The 19,674-nt window shown below is 58.1% G+C and carries 18 protein-coding genes; 11 read left to right on the plus strand and 7 right to left on the minus strand.

Going from position 1 to position 19,674, the window contains the following annotated elements; genetic code table 11:
* The first annotated feature begins 12 nt into the window (after positions 1–12).
* The 9 genes from ADG881_RS08135 (at position 13) to ADG881_RS08175 (ending at position 8,912) form a co-directional block, all read left to right on the plus strand.
* Entirely contained in the window at positions 13–2,544 is a 2,532-nt protein-coding gene (locus ADG881_RS08135; RefSeq protein ID WP_007148717.1) for a heavy metal translocating P-type ATPase, read from the plus strand.
* Positions 2,541–3,194: a class I SAM-dependent methyltransferase gene (locus ADG881_RS08140; protein ID WP_007149243.1), complete on the plus strand. Its 654-nt coding sequence runs from the start codon at positions 2,541–2,543 to the stop codon at positions 3,192–3,194. Before ADG881_RS08135 ends, ADG881_RS08140 begins: the two co-directional genes overlap by 4 nt.
* Positions 3,191–3,550, plus strand: a complete 360-nt coding sequence (locus tag ADG881_RS08145) for a cupredoxin domain-containing protein (RefSeq protein WP_007150319.1) — start codon at positions 3,191–3,193, stop codon at positions 3,548–3,550. Before ADG881_RS08140 ends, ADG881_RS08145 begins: the two co-directional genes overlap by 4 nt.
* 60 nt (positions 3,551–3,610) lie before the next feature.
* Positions 3,611–4,108 (plus strand): DUF411 domain-containing protein, encoded by a 498-nt coding sequence (locus tag ADG881_RS08150; protein WP_039926446.1) that lies wholly within the window; start codon positions 3,611–3,613, stop codon positions 4,106–4,108.
* A gap of 138 nt (positions 4,109–4,246) precedes the next feature.
* Positions 4,247–4,882, plus strand: a complete 636-nt coding sequence (locus ADG881_RS08155) for a LysE family translocator (RefSeq protein ID WP_007149724.1) — start codon at positions 4,247–4,249, stop codon at positions 4,880–4,882.
* A gap of 33 nt (positions 4,883–4,915) precedes the next feature.
* Positions 4,916–5,317 (plus strand): hypothetical protein, encoded by a 402-nt coding sequence (locus tag ADG881_RS08160; protein ID WP_156790369.1) that lies wholly within the window; start codon positions 4,916–4,918, stop codon positions 5,315–5,317.
* Between the two features lie 35 nt (positions 5,318–5,352).
* Positions 5,353–7,290: a copper resistance system multicopper oxidase gene (locus ADG881_RS08165; protein ID WP_007148713.1), complete on the plus strand. Its 1,938-nt coding sequence runs from the start codon at positions 5,353–5,355 to the stop codon at positions 7,288–7,290.
* Positions 7,287–8,021: a copper resistance protein B gene (locus tag ADG881_RS08170; RefSeq protein WP_007150418.1), complete on the plus strand. Its 735-nt coding sequence runs from the start codon at positions 7,287–7,289 to the stop codon at positions 8,019–8,021. The genes ADG881_RS08165 and ADG881_RS08170 overlap by 4 nt, the downstream gene beginning before the upstream one ends.
* A gap of 450 nt (positions 8,022–8,471) precedes the next feature.
* The gene (locus tag ADG881_RS08175; protein ID WP_007149308.1) at positions 8,472–8,912 is read left to right on the plus strand and encodes a cytochrome c; all 441 of its coding nucleotides are present in this window, start codon (positions 8,472–8,474) and stop codon (positions 8,910–8,912) included.
* A 65-nt stretch (positions 8,913–8,977) separates the two neighbouring features.
* Here ADG881_RS08175 and can read toward each other — a convergent pair whose 3' ends face one another.
* Both can and moaA read right to left on the minus strand, forming a co-directional pair.
* A complete protein-coding gene (can, locus tag ADG881_RS08180) occupies positions 8,978–9,625 on the minus strand; it encodes a carbonate dehydratase (RefSeq protein WP_007149238.1) in 648 nt (215 codons plus the stop codon).
* 54 nt (positions 9,626–9,679) lie between these two features.
* Entirely contained in the window at positions 9,680–10,693 is a 1,014-nt protein-coding gene (gene moaA / locus ADG881_RS08185; RefSeq protein ID WP_007148787.1) for a GTP 3',8-cyclase MoaA, read from the minus strand.
* Positions 10,694–10,896: 203 nt separating this feature from the next.
* Here moaA and ADG881_RS08190 point away from each other — a divergent pair, with 203 nt between their 5' ends.
* The gene (locus ADG881_RS08190; protein WP_007150330.1) at positions 10,897–11,385 is read left to right on the plus strand and encodes a peptidylprolyl isomerase; all 489 of its coding nucleotides are present in this window, start codon (positions 10,897–10,899) and stop codon (positions 11,383–11,385) included.
* Positions 11,386–11,788: 403 nt separating this feature from the next.
* Positions 11,789–12,580 (plus strand): glutamate racemase, encoded by a 792-nt coding sequence (gene murI, locus ADG881_RS08195; RefSeq protein ID WP_007149638.1) that lies wholly within the window; start codon positions 11,789–11,791, stop codon positions 12,578–12,580.
* Positions 12,581–12,596: 16 nt separating this feature from the next.
* Here the strand turns inward: murI and ADG881_RS08200 are convergent, their stop codons facing one another.
* The 5 genes from ADG881_RS08200 to ADG881_RS08220 all read right to left on the minus strand — a co-directional run bounded on the left by ADG881_RS08200 (position 12,597) and on the right by ADG881_RS08220 (position 19,374).
* Positions 12,597–13,775: a DUF1254 domain-containing protein gene (locus tag ADG881_RS08200; RefSeq protein ID WP_039926449.1), complete on the minus strand. Its 1,179-nt coding sequence runs from the start codon at positions 13,773–13,775 to the stop codon at positions 12,597–12,599.
* Positions 13,776–13,871: 96 nt separating this feature from the next.
* Positions 13,872–14,663, minus strand: coding sequence for a hypothetical protein (locus ADG881_RS08205; RefSeq protein ID WP_007150060.1), 792 nt, complete (start codon positions 14,661–14,663; stop codon positions 13,872–13,874).
* A 57-nt stretch (positions 14,664–14,720) separates the two neighbouring features.
* Positions 14,721–15,389 carry a class I SAM-dependent methyltransferase gene (locus ADG881_RS08210; protein ID WP_007148855.1) on the minus strand — a complete coding sequence of 223 codons (669 nt, stop codon included), beginning with the start codon at positions 15,387–15,389 and terminating at the stop codon, positions 14,721–14,723.
* 219 nt (positions 15,390–15,608) lie between these two features.
* The gene (locus ADG881_RS08215) at positions 15,609–17,126 is read right to left on the minus strand and encodes a DUF1254 domain-containing protein (RefSeq protein WP_007149128.1); all 1,518 of its coding nucleotides are present in this window, start codon (positions 17,124–17,126) and stop codon (positions 15,609–15,611) included.
* A gap of 187 nt (positions 17,127–17,313) precedes the next feature.
* Complete coding sequence (locus ADG881_RS08220; RefSeq protein WP_007149843.1) at positions 17,314–19,374, minus strand: alkyl/aryl-sulfatase; 2,061 nt, start codon at positions 19,372–19,374, stop codon at positions 17,314–17,316.
* Positions 19,375–19,674 lie beyond the last annotated feature (300 nt).

The following is a 19,674-nucleotide window of genomic DNA, read 5'->3' on the forward strand; positions in this document are numbered from 1 at the left end:
ACAGGAGCCACCATGCCGACGCAAACGCGCACCCAGACCCTGCCCATCAGCGGCGCCACCTGCCAGGGATGCAGCCGCACCATCACCACCGCGCTGGAATCGATTAGCGGCGTGGAAAGTGTGGTCGTGGACCTTTCATCCCAACAGGTGTCCGTGACCGGCAACGCATCCAGAAGCACGCTTCAGGGCGCACTGGTGCAGGCGGGTTACGGCGCCGAAGATACGGACGGCCTGCCCGCACACGACCACGACACCGCGGATGAAACAAACACCAGCGCCGCACAATCCGTACAACTGAGCATCAGCGGGGCGACCTGCGCCTCCTGCGTGCGCACCATCGAAAGCGCTCTGCGCAACACCCCCGGCGTGGACAACGCCGACATGAATTTTGCCGACCGCACCGCCCAGGTTACCGGCACCGCCAGCACCAGCGCGCTGATTAACGCAGTGAGCGATGCCGGTTATGGAGCCGAGCTTCTCGATAACAGCGCAGACCAACAGGAACAGCAGGAGGCCCGCGAACAGGCCCACTACCACACCCTTCTTCGCCACATGGGGCTCGGGCTTGGCCTGGGTGTCCCGTTGATGGCCTGGGGCCTGCTCGGCGGCGACATGATGGTCCGCGCCGGGCAAACCAGTCAGTGGATCTGGCTGGGTATCGGCCTGCTTACCCTGGCGGTGCTGGCCACCGCCGGGCGCCACTTTTTTGTCGGCGCCTGGAAGGCGTTCCGTAACCACAACGCCAACATGGACACCCTCATTGCACTGGGCACCGGCGCCGCCTGGCTCTATTCCATGGTGGTCGTCCTGCTGCCCGGCGCCCTGCCGGAAGCCGCCCGGCATGTGTATTTCGAAGCCAGCGCCATGATCATCGGCCTGATCAATCTTGGCCAGGCCCTGGAAGTACGCGCCCGCGGCAAAACCAGTGCGGCGGTAAAACGGCTGCTGGATCTGGGCGCCAAAACCGCACGGGTTGTCCGCGAAGGCCCTAATCAGGAAAAAACGGAACAGGATATCCCGGTAGAACAGGTCCAAACCGGCGACATTCTGCGCGTTCGGCCCGGCGAAAAGATCGCCGTGGACGGCACCGTGAAAGAAGGCGAGAGCCGCATTGATGAATCCATGCTCACCGGCGAGCCCATGCCAGTGAACAAGAGCACAGGCGATACCGTCAGTGCCGGCACACTTAACGAAGGCGGCACGCTACTCTACGCGGCCACCGCCGTGGGCAAGGACACCGCCCTTTCACAAATTGTCGCACTGGTGAAAAAAGCCCAGGGCAGCAAGCCACCGATTGGCCGCCTTGCCGATCAGGTGTCAGCGATTTTTGTTCCCACCATCATGTTGATCGCCATTGCCGCTGCGCTGGTGTGGTTCAACGTGGGCCCGGAGCCACGCCTGACGCATATGCTGATCAGCGCCACCACTGTGCTGATCATCGCCTGCCCCTGTGCCCTCGGCCTGGCCACGCCCATGTCCGTGATGGTGGGTGTCGGCAAGGCCGCCGAGAACGGCATTCTGATTCGTCAGGGCGAAGCCCTGCAGACCAGCAGCCAGCTGGACACCATCGTCCTCGACAAGACTGGCACCATCACCGAAGGCAAGCCTGCCGTCACCGATATCATCTGCGCAGAGGGGCAACAGGAAGACACCGTGCTCAAACTTGCGGCCAGCCTGGAAAGCGGCTCTGAGCACCCCCTGGCCACGGCGATTCTCAACGAGAGCAAACAGCGAGAACTATCGCTGGACGACGTCACTCAATTCCAGGCCCTGAACGGCAAGGGAGTCACTGCCACCCTCAATGGCAAAACGTATCGACTGGGCAATCGCCGCTGGTTGGAGAATGAAGGGGTGAACATCAACCTCGACAGCACGTCCCTCACCGACAAAGGCGCCACGCCACTGTTCTTGTCGGAGCAGCAAACCCTGCTCGGCATCATCGGTGTCGCGGATCGCATTAAAGACGACTCCAAAGCCGCTATCACCCGGCTTAAGGAACAGGGACTAAAGGTCATCATGATTACCGGCGACATTACCGCCAGTGCCAACGCCATTGCCAAACAGGCTGGCGTGGATGAAGTGATGGCGGAAGTGCTGCCGGAAGACAAGGCGAACAAAGTGGCCGCCCTGCAGAAAGAAGGCCGCACCGTGGCCATGGTCGGCGATGGCATTAACGATGCCCCTGCTCTGGCCCAAGCCGATGTGGGCTTTGCCATTGGCACCGGCACCGACGTGGCCATCGAATCCGCTGCCATCACCTTGATGGGGGGCTCACTGCACGGCGTGGCCGATGCCATGGCCATTTCCTCGGCCACGGTGCGTAACATCAAACAGAACCTGTTTGGCGCCTTTGTTTATAACAGCCTGGGCGTGCCGGTGGCCGCCGGCATCCTCTATCCGCTCACCGGCAACTTGCTCAGCCCGGTGATCGCCGGCGCCGCCATGTCGCTTAGCTCGGTTACCGTAGTTACCAACGCCAACCGGTTGCGGTTTTTCAAACCCGGACATGGCAACTCAAAACCAGACAAAGAGAGCAACGCATGACCCCAGAACAACTGGCCGCACAGCTGCGCCACCCCCAGGGCGAGGATGGCAACAAGGTGGCAGGCAACATGGATGACCGTAACAGCCCGGTGATTCTTGCCGCCTATGACGCGCTAGCTCCCGGGGACGGAGATCGCATTCTGGAAATCGGCCCCGGCGCCGCCGGCCACCTGCCCAACCTGTTGGGCCGGGCAGACAACCTGCACTACACCGGACTGGATGCGTCCCGCGACATGGTGCTGCTCGCCCGGGAACGCTACCTGGGCGAAACCCGCGCCGCCTTTATCCACGGCGAACTGACGCAAGCACCGCTCGCCCCCACCAGCATGGACCGCATTGTCGCCGTAAACGTGGTTTACTTCTGGCAACCGCTGGCGCCGGCCCTGCAGGCCCTGTTTCTATTGCTGCGCCCCGGCGGCACCCTGGTGCTGGGTTTGCGTGATCACAACAGCATGGCCAGCCTGCCAGTGTTTCAGCACGGTTTTTCCACCTATCACGGCCCCGAGCTACAACAGGCCCTCGAACAGGCCGGCTTTACCGATGCCTCGTTGAGCACCTTCGCCGAAGACAGCGTCGATGTGCTCGGCGATACCATGCACAAACAATCGCTGATACTCACCGTTCGTAAACCCCGGGAGGCGACACCATGAGCCTTTTCGTCAATCTTGTCGGTCTTGTTTTGATGGCACTGGTGGTCTGGTGGTTCTGGCTATCGCACCGCAAAAGCACCGCACAGGCCGCCACTCAGGAAGCCACCATCATTGTCGAAGACGGGGTCTACTCTCCGGCATCCATTCGCGCCAACACCGGGCAGTCCCTGACACTGCATTTCGATCGTCGCGATCCATCCCCCTGCGCCGAACAGGTAATCTTTCAGGGACTGGATACCAGTGCATTTCTGGAAACCGGAAAAACCACCACCCTGACACTGGATAACCTGCCCGCCGGGAAGCACCGCTTCACCTGCCAAATGCAGATGTATCAGGGCACACTGATTGTAGACTGACCGCAACACGCAACACGCAACACGCAACACGCAACACGCAAACAATGATGAGGACTTGCTGTGAAAAAAATACTGATTGTTTTAACTACCCTACTGATGACCGCCTGTGGCGAAGAAGTAACGACGCCGGCAGAAACCCTCTCTGCCAACCAACCGCCCGCCAAGGAGGCAGCCGCCACCGACAAGGTACTGGAAGTGTATAAATCCCCCACCTGTGGCTGCTGCGGCGCCTGGGTTGAGCACATGGAAGCTAACGGTTACACCGCTAATGTCCACGAGCAGCAGAACCTGCAATCCATCAAGGAAAAAGCCGGCATCCTGCCCGGCACCGGGTCCTGCCACACGGCCTTTATCGACGGCTACGCCATTGAAGGCCATGTCCCCGCCAGCGACGTGGACCGCCTGCTGGAAGAACGCCCCGAAGGCAAAGGCCTCACCGTTCCCGGCATGCCCGCAGGCTCCCCCGGCATGGAAATGGGCGACCGCAAAGACGCCTACGACGTGCTGCTGTTCGATGAAAACGGCACCGAGGTCTTCAGCCATCATCCCGGGAATTAAAGCCCAGTGGCGAGTAACGAGTGGCGAAAGTCAAAATCAGCTTTCGAAACTCGTTACTCAACACTCGCATCCTGGCAACGCTTCAACCTGTCATGGCAACCCGCTAAAGTGTCTGCTTTGCGCATAACGAGACCCTGAATGCTTCCCTTCCACGACTGGCTGTTGCTGGCCAGCATCTGTGCCCTGGGGGCCATGGCCCCCGGCATTAGCCTGGCGGTGGTGACCCGCCACACCCTACACGGAGGCCACCGGGCCGGCGCGATCGCAGGCGTGACCCACGCCCTTGGCATCGGCATCTGGGCGGCGGCCACCGTCACCGGTATGGCCATCCTGTTCCACCGCTACCCGGTACTGGAGCAGCTTTTTTCCATGGCCGGGGCCCTGTTCCTGTTGTGGATGGCCTGGAAAAGCTGGCAGGCAGGCCGGGCGCCGCTGCCCCCCGCCGATTCAGGCGAGCGCAACAGCGTGCTTCACGGCGCCGCCTGGGACGGATTCATGGTGGCTTTCCTCAACCCCAAGGTGGCCCTGTTTTTCCTCGCCGTGTTCAGCCAGTTTCTTGAAGCGGACATGAGCCACCTCGCCCGGGCCCAAATCGTACTCACCGCCATGTTTATCGATGGCGGCTGGTATGTGCTGGTGGCCATCCTGCTGGGACGCAGCCGCTTTCTGCCCTGGTTACGCGACCACCACCACTGGGTGGAGCGAGCCACCGCCGTGCTACTGGTGATCATCGCCGCCAGTGTGGTCATCAATTCACTGATCCGAACCGCTTGACCTTGGGGTTACCCCAAGGTCAATAATGCAAGCATGTCACGTGTATCGAGAAGACAATGCCGGGCGATGATCGCCACCTTGCTCGCCACCACCCTGATGGTGGTGAGCAGCTTGCTGTCTGCCAATACACTCACCATGGCCATGTCCACGGCTACCGACAGCCCCATGACTCCCTCCTCCATGACACACTGTCACCACTCTGCCGACACGCCCAACGGTGACATGACCGCCGGCCACGACATGGCGCAGATGCAGGCCTGCGAAGGCAGCGACAGCTGCCAATGCATCACCCTGTGCCAGATCACCGCTGCCAGTGACACTGCCTTCGTGGCAAATGCCTTTATCCCCTCGCCCCCCGGCACAGATTCCCTCATTACAACGATTCACGCCGGCATCCACCGCCTGCCGTTACGCCCACCGTCCCTGTCTGTTTGAGCTGATTTTTTTCTCAAACAAACAGGAGTATTCCAATGAAAACGCAATCGCAGATTTCCCTGCCACGACGTCGTTTCGTGCAGGGCCTGGCACTGGGTGCCGCCGGGCTGGGGCTTGGCCTCAACGCCCGTCAACTACTGGCCAGCCAGGGCCATACCGGCGCCCCGACCCTCACCGGTGATACTTTTCACCTGACGCTGGGCGGAACCGACGTCAATATCACCGGTAAGACCCGCCCAGCCACCACCATTAATGGCAGCATTCCCGGCCCGACCCTGCGCTGGAAAGAAGGAGACACCATCACCCTCAAGGTGACCAACCTGTTGCCTGAAACCAGCTCCATACACTGGCACGGCATTCTGCTGCCCTTCCAGATGGACGGCGTGCCGGGATTGTCCTTCGATGGCATCGCCCCCGGCGAAACCTTTACCTATCGCTTTACCGTGAAACAAAGTGGCACCTACTGGTATCACAGCCATTCCGGCTTTCAGGAACAAACCGGAATCTATGGCGCCATCGTGATTGACCCTCGCGAGGCGGCCACACACACCGAAGCGCATTATCACGCGGACCGTGACGAAGTGATTCTGCTCTCTGACTGGAGCGATGAAGATCCTCAGCATATTTACGCCACACTGAAAAAACTCAGCCATTACTACAATTTCAATGAGCGCACCGTATTCGACACGCTGAGTGATTTCCGCAACAAAGGGGTGATCGAAACGCTCAAGGACCGGCAAATGTGGAACAGCATGCGCATGAGCCAGAGCGACCTGGCGGACGTGACCGGCTACACCTATACCTACCTGATGAACGGGCAAAGCCCCGCCAACAACTGGACCTGCCGATTCAAACCCGGCGAGCGCATCCGCCTGCGCTTCATCAACGCCAGTGCCATGACCTTCTTCGACATTCGCATTCCCGGCCTCGACATGACCGTGGTCGCCATGGACGGCCAACCGGTAAACCCGGTGGATTTCCATGAATGCCGACTGGGCGTGGCAGAAACCCTGGATGTGATCGTGGCCCCGAAAGCCGATCAGGCCTACACCCTGTTCGCCCAGAGCATCGACCGCAGTGGCTTCGTGCGCGGTACGCTAACACCGGATGCCGCCCTCTCCGCTGCGGTGCCGGACATGGACGCGCCCCCGCCACTGGGCCACACCGAAATGGGCATGGGCGCCATGGACCATCAAGCGTCGGGTCATCAATCCATGGGGCATCAATCCATGAGTCATGGCGCCATGGACCATGACGGCATGAAAATGGGGGATATGAAACACCACGGCACATCCCCTGCCCGCCCGGTTCCCTTTGCCGTGGACAGCAACAACCCTGATCTGCCGCCACGCGACAGCGCCATCGAACATCCTGCCAGTGAATTTGGCCCCGGCGTCGACATGCGCGCCATGGCGCCCGGCGACATGCTGGCCGACCCCGGCATTGGCCTGCGTGACCGGCCCTGGAAAGTGCTCACCTACGCCGACATGGAAACCCTCGGCAGCACCCCCGACAACCCCATCGACAGCCTTCAAGCGGACCGGGAAATCGTGCTGCATCTGACCGGCAACATGGACCGGTACATGTGGAGTTTTAACGGCATCAAGTTTGCCGATTCCGTACCGCTGGAACTGTTCCACCACGAGCGGGTGCGCATCACCCTGGTGAACGACACCATGATGACCCATCCCATTCATTTGCACGGACTATGGAGTGATCTGGAACTGGGTAACGGGAAACTGCTGCGCAAGCACACCATCACCGTCAAACCCGGCGAAAAACTCAGCTATCTGGTGCGCGCCGATGCCCTCGGTCGCTGGGCCTATCACTGCCACCTGCTCTATCACATGGAGGCAGGCATGTTCCGGGAAGTGCGCGTCGTTGATGGCAGCACTACCCCTTCCATGCCAGATACACAGACACAGGGCCTGCACGATACACATGGCAAAGATCATGGAGGGCACCGCTCATGAAAACATTGATGACGCTCCTGGCAGGCAGCATCACACTGGCGGCCACCTCGCCAGCCCTGGCCATGAATAAAAACGAACCGCGTTTTACCCGTGTCATCGTCGACCAGCTGGAAGCCCGTGACAGCGACGAAGGCACCGTCATGGCCTGGGAAGCCAGCGGCTGGCATGGCGGCGACCTGAACAAGCTGTACTTCAGCACCGAAGGCGAACGGTTAATGGATCCGGAGCACGACGGTGAGGACGCCAGCACCGAGGCAGCAGAAACCCGCCTTGCCTGGAACCGGGCCTTTGCTCCCTTCTGGGACTGGCAGCTGGGCGTACGGCGGGACTGGCAACCGGACGATCCCAACCGGGACTGGGCCAGCATCGGTGTTCAGGGCGCCGCGCCCTACCTCTTCGAAGTGGACGCCAACCTGTTTATCGGCGAAGAGGGCCTGACCAACCTGCGCCTGGAAGCCGAATACGAGTTGCTCCTGACGCAAAAGTGGATACTGGTTCCGGAGATCGAAGCCAACCTCTATGGCAAGGACGACCCGGAACTGGGTATCGGCGACGGGCTTGCCAGCCTGGAAGCCGGCCTGCGCCTGCGCTATGAAATTCGCCGGGAAATTGCGCCCTATATCGGGGTCAACTGGGAAAAACAGTACGGCGACACGGCGGACATGACACGGGCAGCCGGCGGAAAAACGGAAGAAGGCACCGTTGTTGCGGGCATCCGTTTCTGGTTCTAATCTTGCCACGGATGTGCCCGGCCGCCATGGCCGGCGCATCCACCAATTCTTTCATTGTCAGGGAGAACACGATGAAAACCGTCATTAGGGAACCTCTGAAAAACTCCTTACATGCTCAGTCGTTCAGGCTGGTTCACTATCTAGGCGCAATTTTGAAGGTGTATGTCGATCCATCGAGAAATTGCAACAACGAGTGTGGGCCAGCCTGAACGACCCGGAGGGCGAGGCCTGAAGCGCCCATCTGCTGCGCCTTGTCTCTAGGAAAGGGAACCACCCTGTCCGTCGAGGCAAGACACAACAGCTGCACGCTTCAGGTCTCGCTGAGCACGCAAGGAGTTTTTCAGAGGTTCCCTAACTCTGCTCGTTATCGCGCTGCTTGCCACCGCCATCATCGGCATCGTCATTGCCACAGGCAGCTACAATTTTGCGGCCGACGAACCGCACTGGAGCGTGACCGAGAAAATCATCGGTACCGCTCGCCACCGCTCCATTGACCTGCGAGCAAAACATATTCCGGTGCCCAACGACCTGGATGATCCGCAACGAATTGGTCGGGGCGCAGAGCACTACCAGGCCATGTGCGTGGGCTGCCACCTGGCGCCGGGAATCGAGGAGAGCGAACTGCGTGAAGGCATGTATCCGCAACCGCCAGCATTGGCGGAACACGGGATTCATGATCCGAAAGGCGCCTATTGGGTCATCAAGCACGGCATCAAAATGAGCGGCATGCCCGCTTGGGGAAAAAGCCACGACGAGCAAAGCCTGTGGGACATGGTGGCGTTACTCAGCGCCCTGCCCTCACTGAGCGAAAACGATTGGCAGGCACTACTGGACGACTCAGGCACAGCACCCGCCGGCCAGGGGCACGGCGGTGCTGGCCATCATCACTGAAAACCATCGTCAACGGTAACCGTGCCCTTGATCATTTCATTACAACGACCAAGGGCACTCACCACCTAACCGGAGCAGTTGTCGTACTCGTCTGTTTCCAGGCTGCGCAGCTCGCCATTATTCTGAATCTGGATATCCAGGTCCCGCAGGTGTCCATCACCGATACCGTAAATCCAGCCGTGAATGGTCAACGGCTGATCGCGACGCCAGGCTTCCTGAACCACGGTGGTGTTGGACACATTGATGACCTGGCGAGCCACATTCAGCTCACACATTTTGTCCACCCGCGCCTGGTCATCCGGCAGCTCGGCCAGGTTCTTGCGATTACGCAGGTACAATTCGCGCACCTGCCGCAGCCAGTTGTCGATCAGGCCATGGGGCACATCTTCCATGGCCGCCTTGATACCACCACAACCGTAATGACCCACCACCATGATGTGCTTCACCTTCAAGACATCCACGGCGAATTGCAGCACTGACAGCAGGTTCAGGTCAGTGTGGTTGACCAGGTTCGCCACATTGCGATGAACAAACAGCTCACCGGGCATCATGCCTACCACTTCGTTGGCTGGCACCCGGGAATCGGCACAACCGATCCACAGATATTCCGGGTTCTGCTGTTCACCCAGCGCCTTGAAGAAGCCGGGGTGGCGCTCTTCGATTTCGTGGCGCCATTTTTCATTGTTGGAAAACAGTTCAGGTAGGGATTTCATGGTCTCTCGCTTTTTTACGCAATCATGCTACACGCGGCACGCTAACACGCCGCCTTAACCACCGGTCATATTCATAAATCGTACCAATTGCTCACCCGGGGCCAGATTAAAGTCGTGCCGCTCCGGCTTGATGGCCATGGCATCAATGATCGCCTGGCGCAGGGGGGCATCATCCGTGGGGTGCGCCCGCAGTACCGCACGCAGGTCCACACTGTGTTCGTGGCCCAGGCACAGAAGCATACGGCCTTCGGCGGTAATTCTCACCCGGTTACACAAATGGCAAAAGTTTTGTGAGTGAGGAGAAATAAACCCGATGCGGCTATCACTGCCCGGCACCTGCCAGTAACGGGATGGCCCGCCGGTTTTTTCTGCCATGGGCACCAGCGTCAGTCGCCGGGAGAGCTGGTCGCGCAGCGCCTCGGAGGAGACGAACTCCAACGCCCGGTCATGTTCGCTGATGGCCCCCAACGGCATTTCCTCGATAAAGGAGATATCCAGCCCCTTCTCAATAGCAAAATCCACCAGCGCCGGCACCTCATCCTGATTGCGCCCCCGCAGGATCACGCTGTTCAGCTTGATGCGGCGGAAGCCGGCATGGCGGGCCGCCTCGATCCCCGCCAGTACCTTGTGCAAATCGCCGGTGCGCGTGAGGGCGCGGAAGCGCTGCGGGTCCAGTGAATCCAGGCTGATATTGAGCCGATCCACCCCCGCCGCCTTCAGAGCCTGCGCGTGGCGGGGCAAGCCAGCGCCATTGGTGGTCATATTCAGTTCACGCAGGCCGTCAATGGCACCAATATCGTGCACTAACCGCGCCACATCCCGGCGCACCAGGGGCTCCCCACCGGTCAGGCGAATGCGCTTTACCCCCAGCTGCACCAGCACCCGTGCCAGCCGCCCCATCTCTTCCAGGGTCAGCACCTGGGCGCGGGGAACAAAGGTCATATCCTCCGCCATGCAGTACACACAGCGGAAATCACAGCGGTCCGTCACCGACAAGCGCACGTAATCAATGGTGCGCCCGAAGCGGTCCTGCAGTACCGGATTGTCAGTGGAAGCATCAGCATTCATGCCGGTACTGTAGCAAATGCGGGGCCAACCCGGACAATCAGCCCCCCTTACGCCTGTCGGGCCAGCCCGGCTCCGGTTGGTCAGGCCCTTGCCGGTCTTGTTAGAATGTTTGCCGACCTGAATACAGGGCGCGATCAGGCCATGAAAAACGTCATGACCGCCACGCCTCTTATTCCGAATTCATCTACCCCTAAAGGGTTTCCATGCAAATTTCTGAAAATGCCGTAGTGTCCATCCACTACACCCTGACCAACAACGCCGGTGAAACCATCGATTCTTCCGTCGAGCGTGGCGAGCCCCTGGCGTACCTGCACGGCGCTGGCAACATCATTCCGGGCCTGGAAAACGCTCTGGTCGGCAAGGCCGCCGGCGACAAGCTGGACGTCACCGTGACTCCGGAAGAAGGCTACGGCGAACGTCACGAGCAGCTGATTCAGCAAGTGCCGAAAACCGCCTTTGAAGGCAACGAAGACAACCTGCAGCCGGGCATGCAGTTCCAGGCGCAGACCGAAGCCGGTCAGCGCGTCTTCACCATCACCGCCGTTGAAGGCGATGAAGTGACCGTCGATGGCAACCACCCGCTGGCAGGTGAAACCCTGAACTTCGCCGTGGAAGTGACCGACGTGCGTGAAGCATCCGCCGAAGAAAAAGAGCACGGCCATGTACATGGTCCGGAAGGTCACGATCACTGATCGCTGACGACTCGCAAGAAAAAGGCTCCTTCGGGAGCCTTTTTTTTGGTTCATCGCGGAATTGAGTGATCAGCCAGCTTCAGAGCGTGTCGCATTGTCCCGCCCTGGCAACCGCTGGACGCCGGATGCCCCTCAAAGCAGGAGGCCCTAATAACGACAACCTCTCAGGCTATGGGGTTTTACGTCAGGCATCCGGCGTCCAGCGTTTGGCAAAGTGCCGGGTATTCGCGATAAACCCATCAAACGGCAAGTAGCGTATTATTCACTCTAATCCGCGAAGAACCTTTTTATGCCTCTCTGCGGCTGCAGCGTCCTTCATTGACCACGCCTGACCCAGGCGCACGCTCCTATACCTGCCCGTCTTGGTATATCCTTGGGCCTTCGTTTCCATCCGAATAGTCGTATGACCCACCCCGGCCCCATTGGCATTTTTGACTCCGGCATCGGCGGCTTGTCTATCGCCCGCCGTATTCGCGAGCTGCTGCCCAACGAAAACCTGCTCTACGTGGCGGACTCCATCCACGCGCCCTACGGGGAAAAATCAGAGCACTACATTCAGCAGCGCTCCGATGCCATTACCCGGTTTCTCATGGAAAACGAGGCGAAAGCCATCGTGGTCGCCTGCAATACCGCTACCGTCTCTGCCATCCGGCAGCTGCGGGCCGATTACACCCTGCCCATCATCGGCGTCGAGCCAGGCATCAAACCGGCGGCCCTGCAAAGCAAGAGTGGCGTTATCGGGGTACTGGCCACCAGCCAGACACTGAAGAGTGAGTCGTTCAACAACCTGAGCCGGCTGTTCTCAGAAAACGTGCGCGTGGAAATCCAGCCCTGCCCCGGGCTGGTTGAACAGATCGAAGCGCTGGAGCTGGACAGCGAAGCGACCCAAACCCTGGTCGCCCGCTATGTGCAGCCACTGATCCAGAAGGGAGCGGATCATATCGTCCTGGGCTGCACCCACTATGCGTTTCTGGCGCCGCTGATTCGCCGGGCAGCGGGGGCCCACGTGGAAGTGGTTAATACCGATATGGCGGTAGCCCGCGAAACCGTGCGGCGACTGCAGATGCACAATTTGCTATCCGATAGCCCACAAGCAGGCAGCGCCACGTTCTGGAGCAGCGCCGAACCGTCCCTGGCTCACCGGCAGCTCTCAGAGCTCTGGGGCGAACGACTCATCGTCCACCCCATGCGCTAGGGCGCCTCAAACAACGTCAGGAATCGACGGCAAGCACCTTGTTCTGGCTGGTGAAATGCTTCCGGTATTCCACCATTTCCTCCACGGATACCGGCAGGTAGCAGCGGAACAGGGCGTTCCAGTTTTCCTTCACCTGGATGTTGTTCTTTACACCCTCTGCGCCATTGAAGTTGAGGGTGATAGAGCCGTCGGCATTTTTCTCCGCCTTGTTACTGTTGGTATTGAAAGGCTCCGTCACCACCCAGCCTTTTTCATCGTAGATGGTGATCGACCAGTAACCCGAATCCTCGTAACGCAGATTGGGCGGCATAAAGGTGACACTGCTGGGCTCACCCTTTTTTGCGCCCTCATCACCGGGCAGCACCACAAAATAATAGGCGTGCTTGGCCGGTAGCCCCGCCCATCCAGCCAGATTGATCATCTGATACTGCGGTGTCTTGATATCCTCGATGTCATCAATAAAGCCTTCTTCGATCACTCCTTCCGTTACCGCCCGGGTGATCAGCTCCCCCCGCAGTTTGTTGAAAGAATCCACATCATATTTCACTTCCGATACATAGGGTTTTGCTGAACCGGCTTTGACCGTTACGGCATCCTGCCGCTGGCGCATTTCTTCCATGCCTTTTTCATCATAACTGCGCGGCTGGGTGCGCATGAAAAGGTAGACATGATCACCGTAGGACACATCGCTTTTGTCCAGGGTCAGCGTATCACCGGGATAAGCCACACCGATGGTCACCGAGTTTTCATCCAGCACCTGAACCAGTTGCAGCAGGTCATACTCCGGGATCGTGATGGTCAAGCCATCAGAGATATCGAACACGCCATAGGAATAGATGGCATCGAAGTTGGAACGAATCACCGTCTGGTTGTCCAGATCAATGCCCTGGCGTTCATGACGGAAAGTATTCGGCCCACTCTGCAGGGTTTCTGCCGCCAGGTATTTTGCGGTTTCTGCACGCACCACGTTTTCCATAGTGGCCATTTCACCGCCGCTGGCCTCAAAGGCCGGGCTGCTGGCCAGTGCCATGCCATTTTTACCCACGCCGGTATCCAGTGATGCCTTGTCAGATCCGGACTGAGTCTTTTCAGCGTTTTCCGTTTTTTCTGTGGACGCTGCATCCCGGTCATCACAACCCACCAACCCCACAATCAGAAAAGCGATGGACAAACCGAAAACCGTTTTCATATTCATGTGCTGCTCCTTTTGCACAAAATCCTGATACTGGGCATCAGGATTGTTCGTAAGTGCGCCTGCTAAACCGCCTGCCTGTCAGGCCCCAGAAAACCCTCAGTCCAGAAACTGCATGTTGAAACCGAGGAATATTTGCCACTCGGGCTGCCCTGGGCCTTCATCCGCCACGGAAAACTGGGGCTCGACGAAGACGTTATAGACCGTCTTGTCCTTCTTGATGACCTGGCCGATACCAATCCCCAAGGGCATGCTGTAGTCGCCATCTTCAAGATCGAATACCCAGATCGGCGCCGAACGCAGGTACTTGCCGCCGCCCAGCTGATACATGGCAAACGGCTGGAAGGCCGCCATGTTCACATCATCACGCGCATCATCACCGGCGAAGCTTTCCTGCCAGGTCAGCAGATAGCCGTACTGCAACTTGGGGGAATTCGCGTTAAACAGCACATTGGCAAAACCGGCAGACCATTTCTCGCTGCCGAGCTCGTCTTTTCCTGCCGTCGGCGCCGTTATCTGGGGGCCGATCCCGAAACTCACTGCCGGATTACCGGTATCAATCAGGTAAGCGGCAAACATATTCAGATCGCCGACACCGGTCTCCTTCTCCCCCCGTGGGGGCGTCGGGAAGGTATTGATCGGCAGAGACGCCCGCATGATCCAGTTGGAATCCCCCACCGAGAAAGGCTTGGCAAAACGCAGCCAGGCCTGATTGGCAGAGTCATCGGATTCCGTGAGCTCACCGATGTAGTAATCCTGAATATTGAAAGCCGTCATATTGGCCAGTGGATTATTGGCCTGGGCCGCGGCACTGGATCCCTCCTGTGCCGTGGCGGGAGCCGTCAGCGCAAGCAAGAGGCCACCCCCAATCACATTGATTTTCTTCAGCATATTCTTCTCCTTGAAACAAAATGACCAAGCCCTTTGTTCTGTGCACCCACCACCCTGTTATGGCAGCGTTTTTCTTACTCGACCGTGGAAAAGCCCCGCACAACCTTGCACCTCCACATGAACATCATCCAGGCGTGACGCCAGCGCTTCACGCAGGGCTACCACACTGTCATCCCGGTTGGAAAAAATACCCTTGGCGTTATACAGCGACATCAGCCCTTTGGCCGGCAAAGAACGGGATACATCCCCTTGCAACAGAGTGGCACCAAACACCCGTGCTCCAGGATTCAATAGCGGCAAAAGATGATCCAGTGCCACGACTTTTTCAGGCAAGCTGCCAGGCAGGCAATGGAACAACAGGTTCATGGCCAGGGAATCAAACCGCGGGCCGTCAAAATCAATGGGCGTCAGTACATTGCGTTGCAGCACATCAGGCTGATACCGGGCAACCCGGCGCGCGCAAAAGGCCAGGCTATCGGTGTTGAGATCCATCAACGCCAGACGCGGGGATGAAGAAGGGAAACGCACCTTGTCGAGGAAGTAACCGCTTCCCACTCCCACATCAAGATGGTTATCCGTGATATTGGCCTGATAATGGCCCAGAAGGCGAGACGCAGGGCAACGCCACAACCAGCGGCAGGAAACCCCCAGCACCGCCTTGTCATAAAGCGAAAGGGTAAAGGGGGTATACGCAGCCTGCCCGGCATGCACGGCGTCCTTGTGCATCAAATGCTCCTAATAGCATCAATTATATGCCAGCCTCGCCACCGCTAGCGTGCAACGACATAACCCAAGTCTCACGAACCTATTTTACAAAGTAAAGCTCATTGCAAATTAACAGGAACAGGGCTAACAGCTGGAACATCGCTATTCCAGCCATAACGGAGCACCTCCCTGTGCGCCGTCACGATTAAACCCGCATATCCCGGTGGACTGCCGTTATATTCAATCCGCCTCCACAACTTCAAAATCCGGCAACTGGAAGGTCTTGTCAAAGAACGGTTGCAACGGCGCATAGAGGCGGAAGTAGACGAACCAGCCATCATCTCCGACGGTCTTGAGATAGTTGCTTTCCTTGCCTGCCGGGGCCTTGGCACCGACGTAGATGTCCACAGAGCCATCGTCGTTATACTGCAACTGCTCACTGCGGCTTCCCAGGGTCACATCCTTGAGCTCGGTGCCACCATTGTCGTAGGGGCGACGGGTGTTTTCGCTATACAGGGTCACCGACCAGAACTGCTTGACCGGCACATCCTTCGGCACTGTCACTTTATAGGTCTTGTCGGCACGCAGAAGATTGCCTTCACTGTCTCGCTTGGTAGTCATGTAAACCTGCCCGGCCCCTACCGGCGGGTTCACCATCCCCTTGGAGCTGTAGACCGCCTCATAGAACCACGTGGTTCGTTCATCCAGCTCAACTCGCGTCTCGGTTTCCTGCGGTACGGAAAAGTCATAGCTTTTGTACCAGTAAGTGCCATCCCACCAGGGCTTGGTGTAACGCGGCGTAATCTGGATGTTGCGCGCCATCAACTCACCCAGCGCAGCCCCTTTGAGCAAGATCTCTTTTTGCCGCTCCGTGGGATTGAACGGCTGCCCTTTTTCTATTCCCAGGGGTTTCAGCATTGCCGTCCAGGCCTTGTCGATTTTTCGCACCGGCTCATGATTGATAATGTCTGCCAGGGATTCCCAGTAGGCCATGCCACGCGGGGCCGTTCCGCTCCACTCCACATCCTTGTTCTCGATGTAATTAAACGGTTTCAGGGTTTCGCCAACTCGCCCCATCTTGAATTCCGATTTGAAAGTTTTCATGTACTCGGGATCAGGATCGAGGATTCGCAAGGCGATGACCAGAAAGTTGGAAACACTTTGGAAAGTGTAGACGCCTTCTTTCTCGTACTGACTGACATCATCTTCTGGCCCAACGATAATAAAGGTGCCGCCCTGGGATTTCTCCGGACCAGTCTGCCCGATATCCGTTACCGTTCGCTGCCAAACATCCACAAACCCGCTTGCGGTTGCACCGGCCGGATAATCAAACACCACCGGGCCCGCTTTTAGGTCTACGTAGCCAAACATGTAAGGAACGGTCAGGTTCCCGGTAACGATACCGCGCTTTTCCTTGAGAGAACTCAACACAACAATATCGTGCTCTGAGTTCAGCCCGTAGGCATCCACCAGCCCTTTTTTCTGGGCCACCACGCTGACCATGGGGGTGCTCCAGATATATGCCTGGGACGCACGCTGCAAATCCATTTCATCGTAGAAACGCTGAGAGGCATCTTCATCGAAGTAACTGTCAACCAGTTCGATATTACCAATGGGCGTATCGATCACTTCATCACCATGCAAGGTGGCTTCCCCCAAGGGCACGGTTTTTTCTTCCCCCTGCGAGCACCCGGCAAGGCCAGCCAGAACAAGAAAGAAACCCGCTCCCAGCAGAGCACCCGAACCGTTCCATTTCATATCATTCTCCTTACTTTAAATCACGCCAACAGTCGGTGGCAGCGAACTCATACCTGAAAATCACGACCACAAGACACTCTTTTCTCTTCCAGCCTTCGCATAAATAAAAACGCCCGACTCCGGTGACACGGAAATCGGGCGTCTCTGCTACTTCACGCGCATGTCTCTTGCACGTTCTCAATCATCGCTATGGCGTTACGATGTTGAACCAGAACTCGAAGTCATCCAGGCAGGACATCATTTCATTCAGTGCGCCCTGCTCTCCGGAGACCGTCACATCACCCTTCTCCATGGCTTCTTCCAAGGTGATCTGCTGAAGCATGAATGCATCCAGTGTCTCACGGCTCAGTGAAACGGTGGCATCCGCCTCGTCAAACTGGCGACCTTCGGTGTGATTCAACACCCCATGCACCATTTCCACCGCATACTGTTGCTCGATGTCGGTAAAGTCGAAGTTGAGCTTGATATGCTTGCCTTCAGCCTTGTCGCTGTTCAAGCGCACGGCCAGGAAATCGAAGAACAGGCCCAGGTCCATGGCACGAACGGTGTCCGGGCTGGCGGTATTGGGCGTCGGCAATTGCGCCACACCATTGCGCAGTTCCTGGGCGCCGCTCAGGTAGAAGTTACGCCACGGACCACTTTCTGCCTGATAACCCATCTGCTCCAGCGCGTCGGCTTGCAGGTTCCTGGCTTCCTGGTTATCCGGGTCGGCGAAGACGGCATGATTGACCACTTCCGCCACCCAGCGATACTCCCCTTTTTCGAAGTAGTCACGGGCCTTGTCCAGCAACGCATCCACACCGCCCATCATCTCCACGTAACGCTCGGCCGCATCCGCCGGAGGCAGTTCGTGCAGGGTCGCCGGGTTGCCGATAAACCAGCCCAGGTACATAACATAGGTGGCCTTCACGTTGTGGCTGATGGAGCCGTAGTAACCGCGGTTGGAAAAGTTCTTGGCGATGGCATCGGGCACTTTGATCTGCTCGGCAATCTCCAACATGGTGTAGCCCTGATTGGCCATGCGCAGGGTTTCATCATTGATGAAGCGATACATATCGCGCTGCAAGGCAATGTGTTCGTTTACCTTGTCCTGCCCCCACACCGGCCAGTGGTGCATGGCGTACATGACTTCCACCTCGTCGCCCCACATGTCCAGCGCCTGGTTCAGGTACTTGGACCATGCCAGCGGATCGCGGATCTTGGCGCCACGCAGCGAGTAGGTGTTATGCAGGGTATGGGAGGAATCCTCGGCCGTGTTCAGCGCCTTCTTTTCCTTGATGTAGTAGAGCATCTCTGATGGCGCCTCGGAGCCCGGCGCATAGAGGAATTCATAAGTCAGCCCGTCAATCTTGTGCACTTCACCGGTCTTCTCAATGATCGTGGTGGGCGGGATCAGGGTCACCGTACCGGCAGAGGTCGTGGAGCCCAGACCGGCGCCAACCTGGCCTTCCTCGCTGGGCGGCAGCAGGTTGCCATACATGTAGCTGGCACGACGACTCATGACGTTACCGGCCATGACATTCTCGGCAACGGCAGCCTCAAGAAACCCCACCGGAGCGTAAATTTCTACCTTGCCGGCTTTCACATCGGCTTCGTCAACCACACCACGCACGCCACCGTAATGATCCACATGGCTATGGGTATAGATCACCGCCACGACCGGTTTTTCCGGCCGGTGCTCATAGTAGAGATCCAGAGCCACCTTGGCTGTTTCCGCAGAGATCAGCGGATCCATGATAGTCAGGCCCTTGTCACCTTCCACGATAGTCATGTTGGACAGGTCCTGATTACGCACCTGATAAATGCCCTCAGTGACTTCGAACAGGCCGGAAATATTCAGCAGCTGGGACTGGCGCCACAGGCTGGGGTTGACGGTGTCCGGTGCATCGGCGCCTTCCTTGATGAAATCGTACTTGGCCGGATCCCAGATCAGGTTGCCGTCTTCACCCTTGATCATGGCTTGCGGCAACGGAGCGATAAAGCCCTTGTTGGCCAGCTCGAAGGAGGTGTTATCCGAGAAAGGCAGATAGTCTTTCAGCGCCTGATTGCTTTCCTTGGTGGCGGCCTCTGCGGGCTTGGGGCCTTCTTTCTCTGCCGGAGCCTTGTCAGATTTTTTCTGCGGCGCCTTTTCCGCTACCGCCGGTTGGCCGGCCTCTTTCTGTTGCCCGGCGGATTGTTCGCCTTCGTCACCACAGCCTGCAAGCATCAGGCAGGCTGTGAGACTGGAGTAGAGCAGTACGCTTTTCATAACAGCATTCCTTGTTGGAGAGTCCTTGTTCAAGGTCCGGCAATAGCTGTACCCATATGCCCACCTGAAAATCCATCATCCCGAAAGGTATTCAGGGTGTAAAGATTTGATATTTGCGCCCTCCAGCCAGCCTGATAGCCAGGGAATACCGGCGCTAGCGGGAAGGTATGCAACAAGGATCCCAGCATCCAGCACGGTTATTTCAATGCAGTGAATCACCGTGAATAGCCCTGAACAGAGAGCCAGTTCACGAAAAGCAAAAGACGAACCGCTTGAGCGTAATACTCTGGCTCATGGTCA

The sequence above is a fragment of the Alcanivorax sp. DG881 genome (assembly GCF_000155615.1).
Taxonomy (GTDB): Bacteria; Pseudomonadota; Gammaproteobacteria; order Pseudomonadales; family Alcanivoracaceae; genus Alcanivorax.

Coding starts and splice junctions, on each gene's coding strand:
- ADG881_RS08160 (WP_156790369.1), top strand. CDS start 4,916: ATGTCACGTGTATCGAGAAGACAATGCCGGGCGATGATCGCCACCTTG.
- ADG881_RS08215 (WP_007149128.1), bottom strand. CDS start 17,126: ATGAAATGGAACGGTTCGGGTGCTCTGCTGGGAGCGGGTTTCTTTCTT.
- ADG881_RS08155 (WP_007149724.1), top strand. CDS start 4,247: ATGCTTCCCTTCCACGACTGGCTGTTGCTGGCCAGCATCTGTGCCCTG.
- ADG881_RS08190 (WP_007150330.1), top strand. CDS start 10,897: ATGCAAATTTCTGAAAATGCCGTAGTGTCCATCCACTACACCCTGACC.
- ADG881_RS08210 (WP_007148855.1), bottom strand. CDS start 15,389: ATGCACAAGGACGCCGTGCATGCCGGGCAGGCTGCGTATACCCCCTTT.
- moaA (WP_007148787.1), bottom strand. CDS start 10,693: ATGAATGCTGATGCTTCCACTGACAATCCGGTACTGCAGGACCGCTTC.
- ADG881_RS08170 (WP_007150418.1), top strand. CDS start 7,287: ATGAAAACATTGATGACGCTCCTGGCAGGCAGCATCACACTGGCGGCC.
- ADG881_RS08140 (WP_007149243.1), top strand. CDS start 2,541: ATGACCCCAGAACAACTGGCCGCACAGCTGCGCCACCCCCAGGGCGAG.
- ADG881_RS08200 (WP_039926449.1), bottom strand. CDS start 13,775: ATGAATATGAAAACGGTTTTCGGTTTGTCCATCGCTTTTCTGATTGTG.
- ADG881_RS08145 (WP_007150319.1), top strand. CDS start 3,191: ATGAGCCTTTTCGTCAATCTTGTCGGTCTTGTTTTGATGGCACTGGTG.
- ADG881_RS08135 (WP_007148717.1), top strand. CDS start 13: ATGCCGACGCAAACGCGCACCCAGACCCTGCCCATCAGCGGCGCCACC.
- ADG881_RS08205 (WP_007150060.1), bottom strand. CDS start 14,663: ATGCTGAAGAAAATCAATGTGATTGGGGGTGGCCTCTTGCTTGCGCTG.
- can (WP_007149238.1), bottom strand. CDS start 9,625: ATGAAATCCCTACCTGAACTGTTTTCCAACAATGAAAAATGGCGCCAC.
- murI (WP_007149638.1), top strand. CDS start 11,789: ATGACCCACCCCGGCCCCATTGGCATTTTTGACTCCGGCATCGGCGGC.
- ADG881_RS08220 (WP_007149843.1), bottom strand. CDS start 19,374: ATGAAAAGCGTACTGCTCTACTCCAGTCTCACAGCCTGCCTGATGCTT.
- ADG881_RS08165 (WP_007148713.1), top strand. CDS start 5,353: ATGAAAACGCAATCGCAGATTTCCCTGCCACGACGTCGTTTCGTGCAG.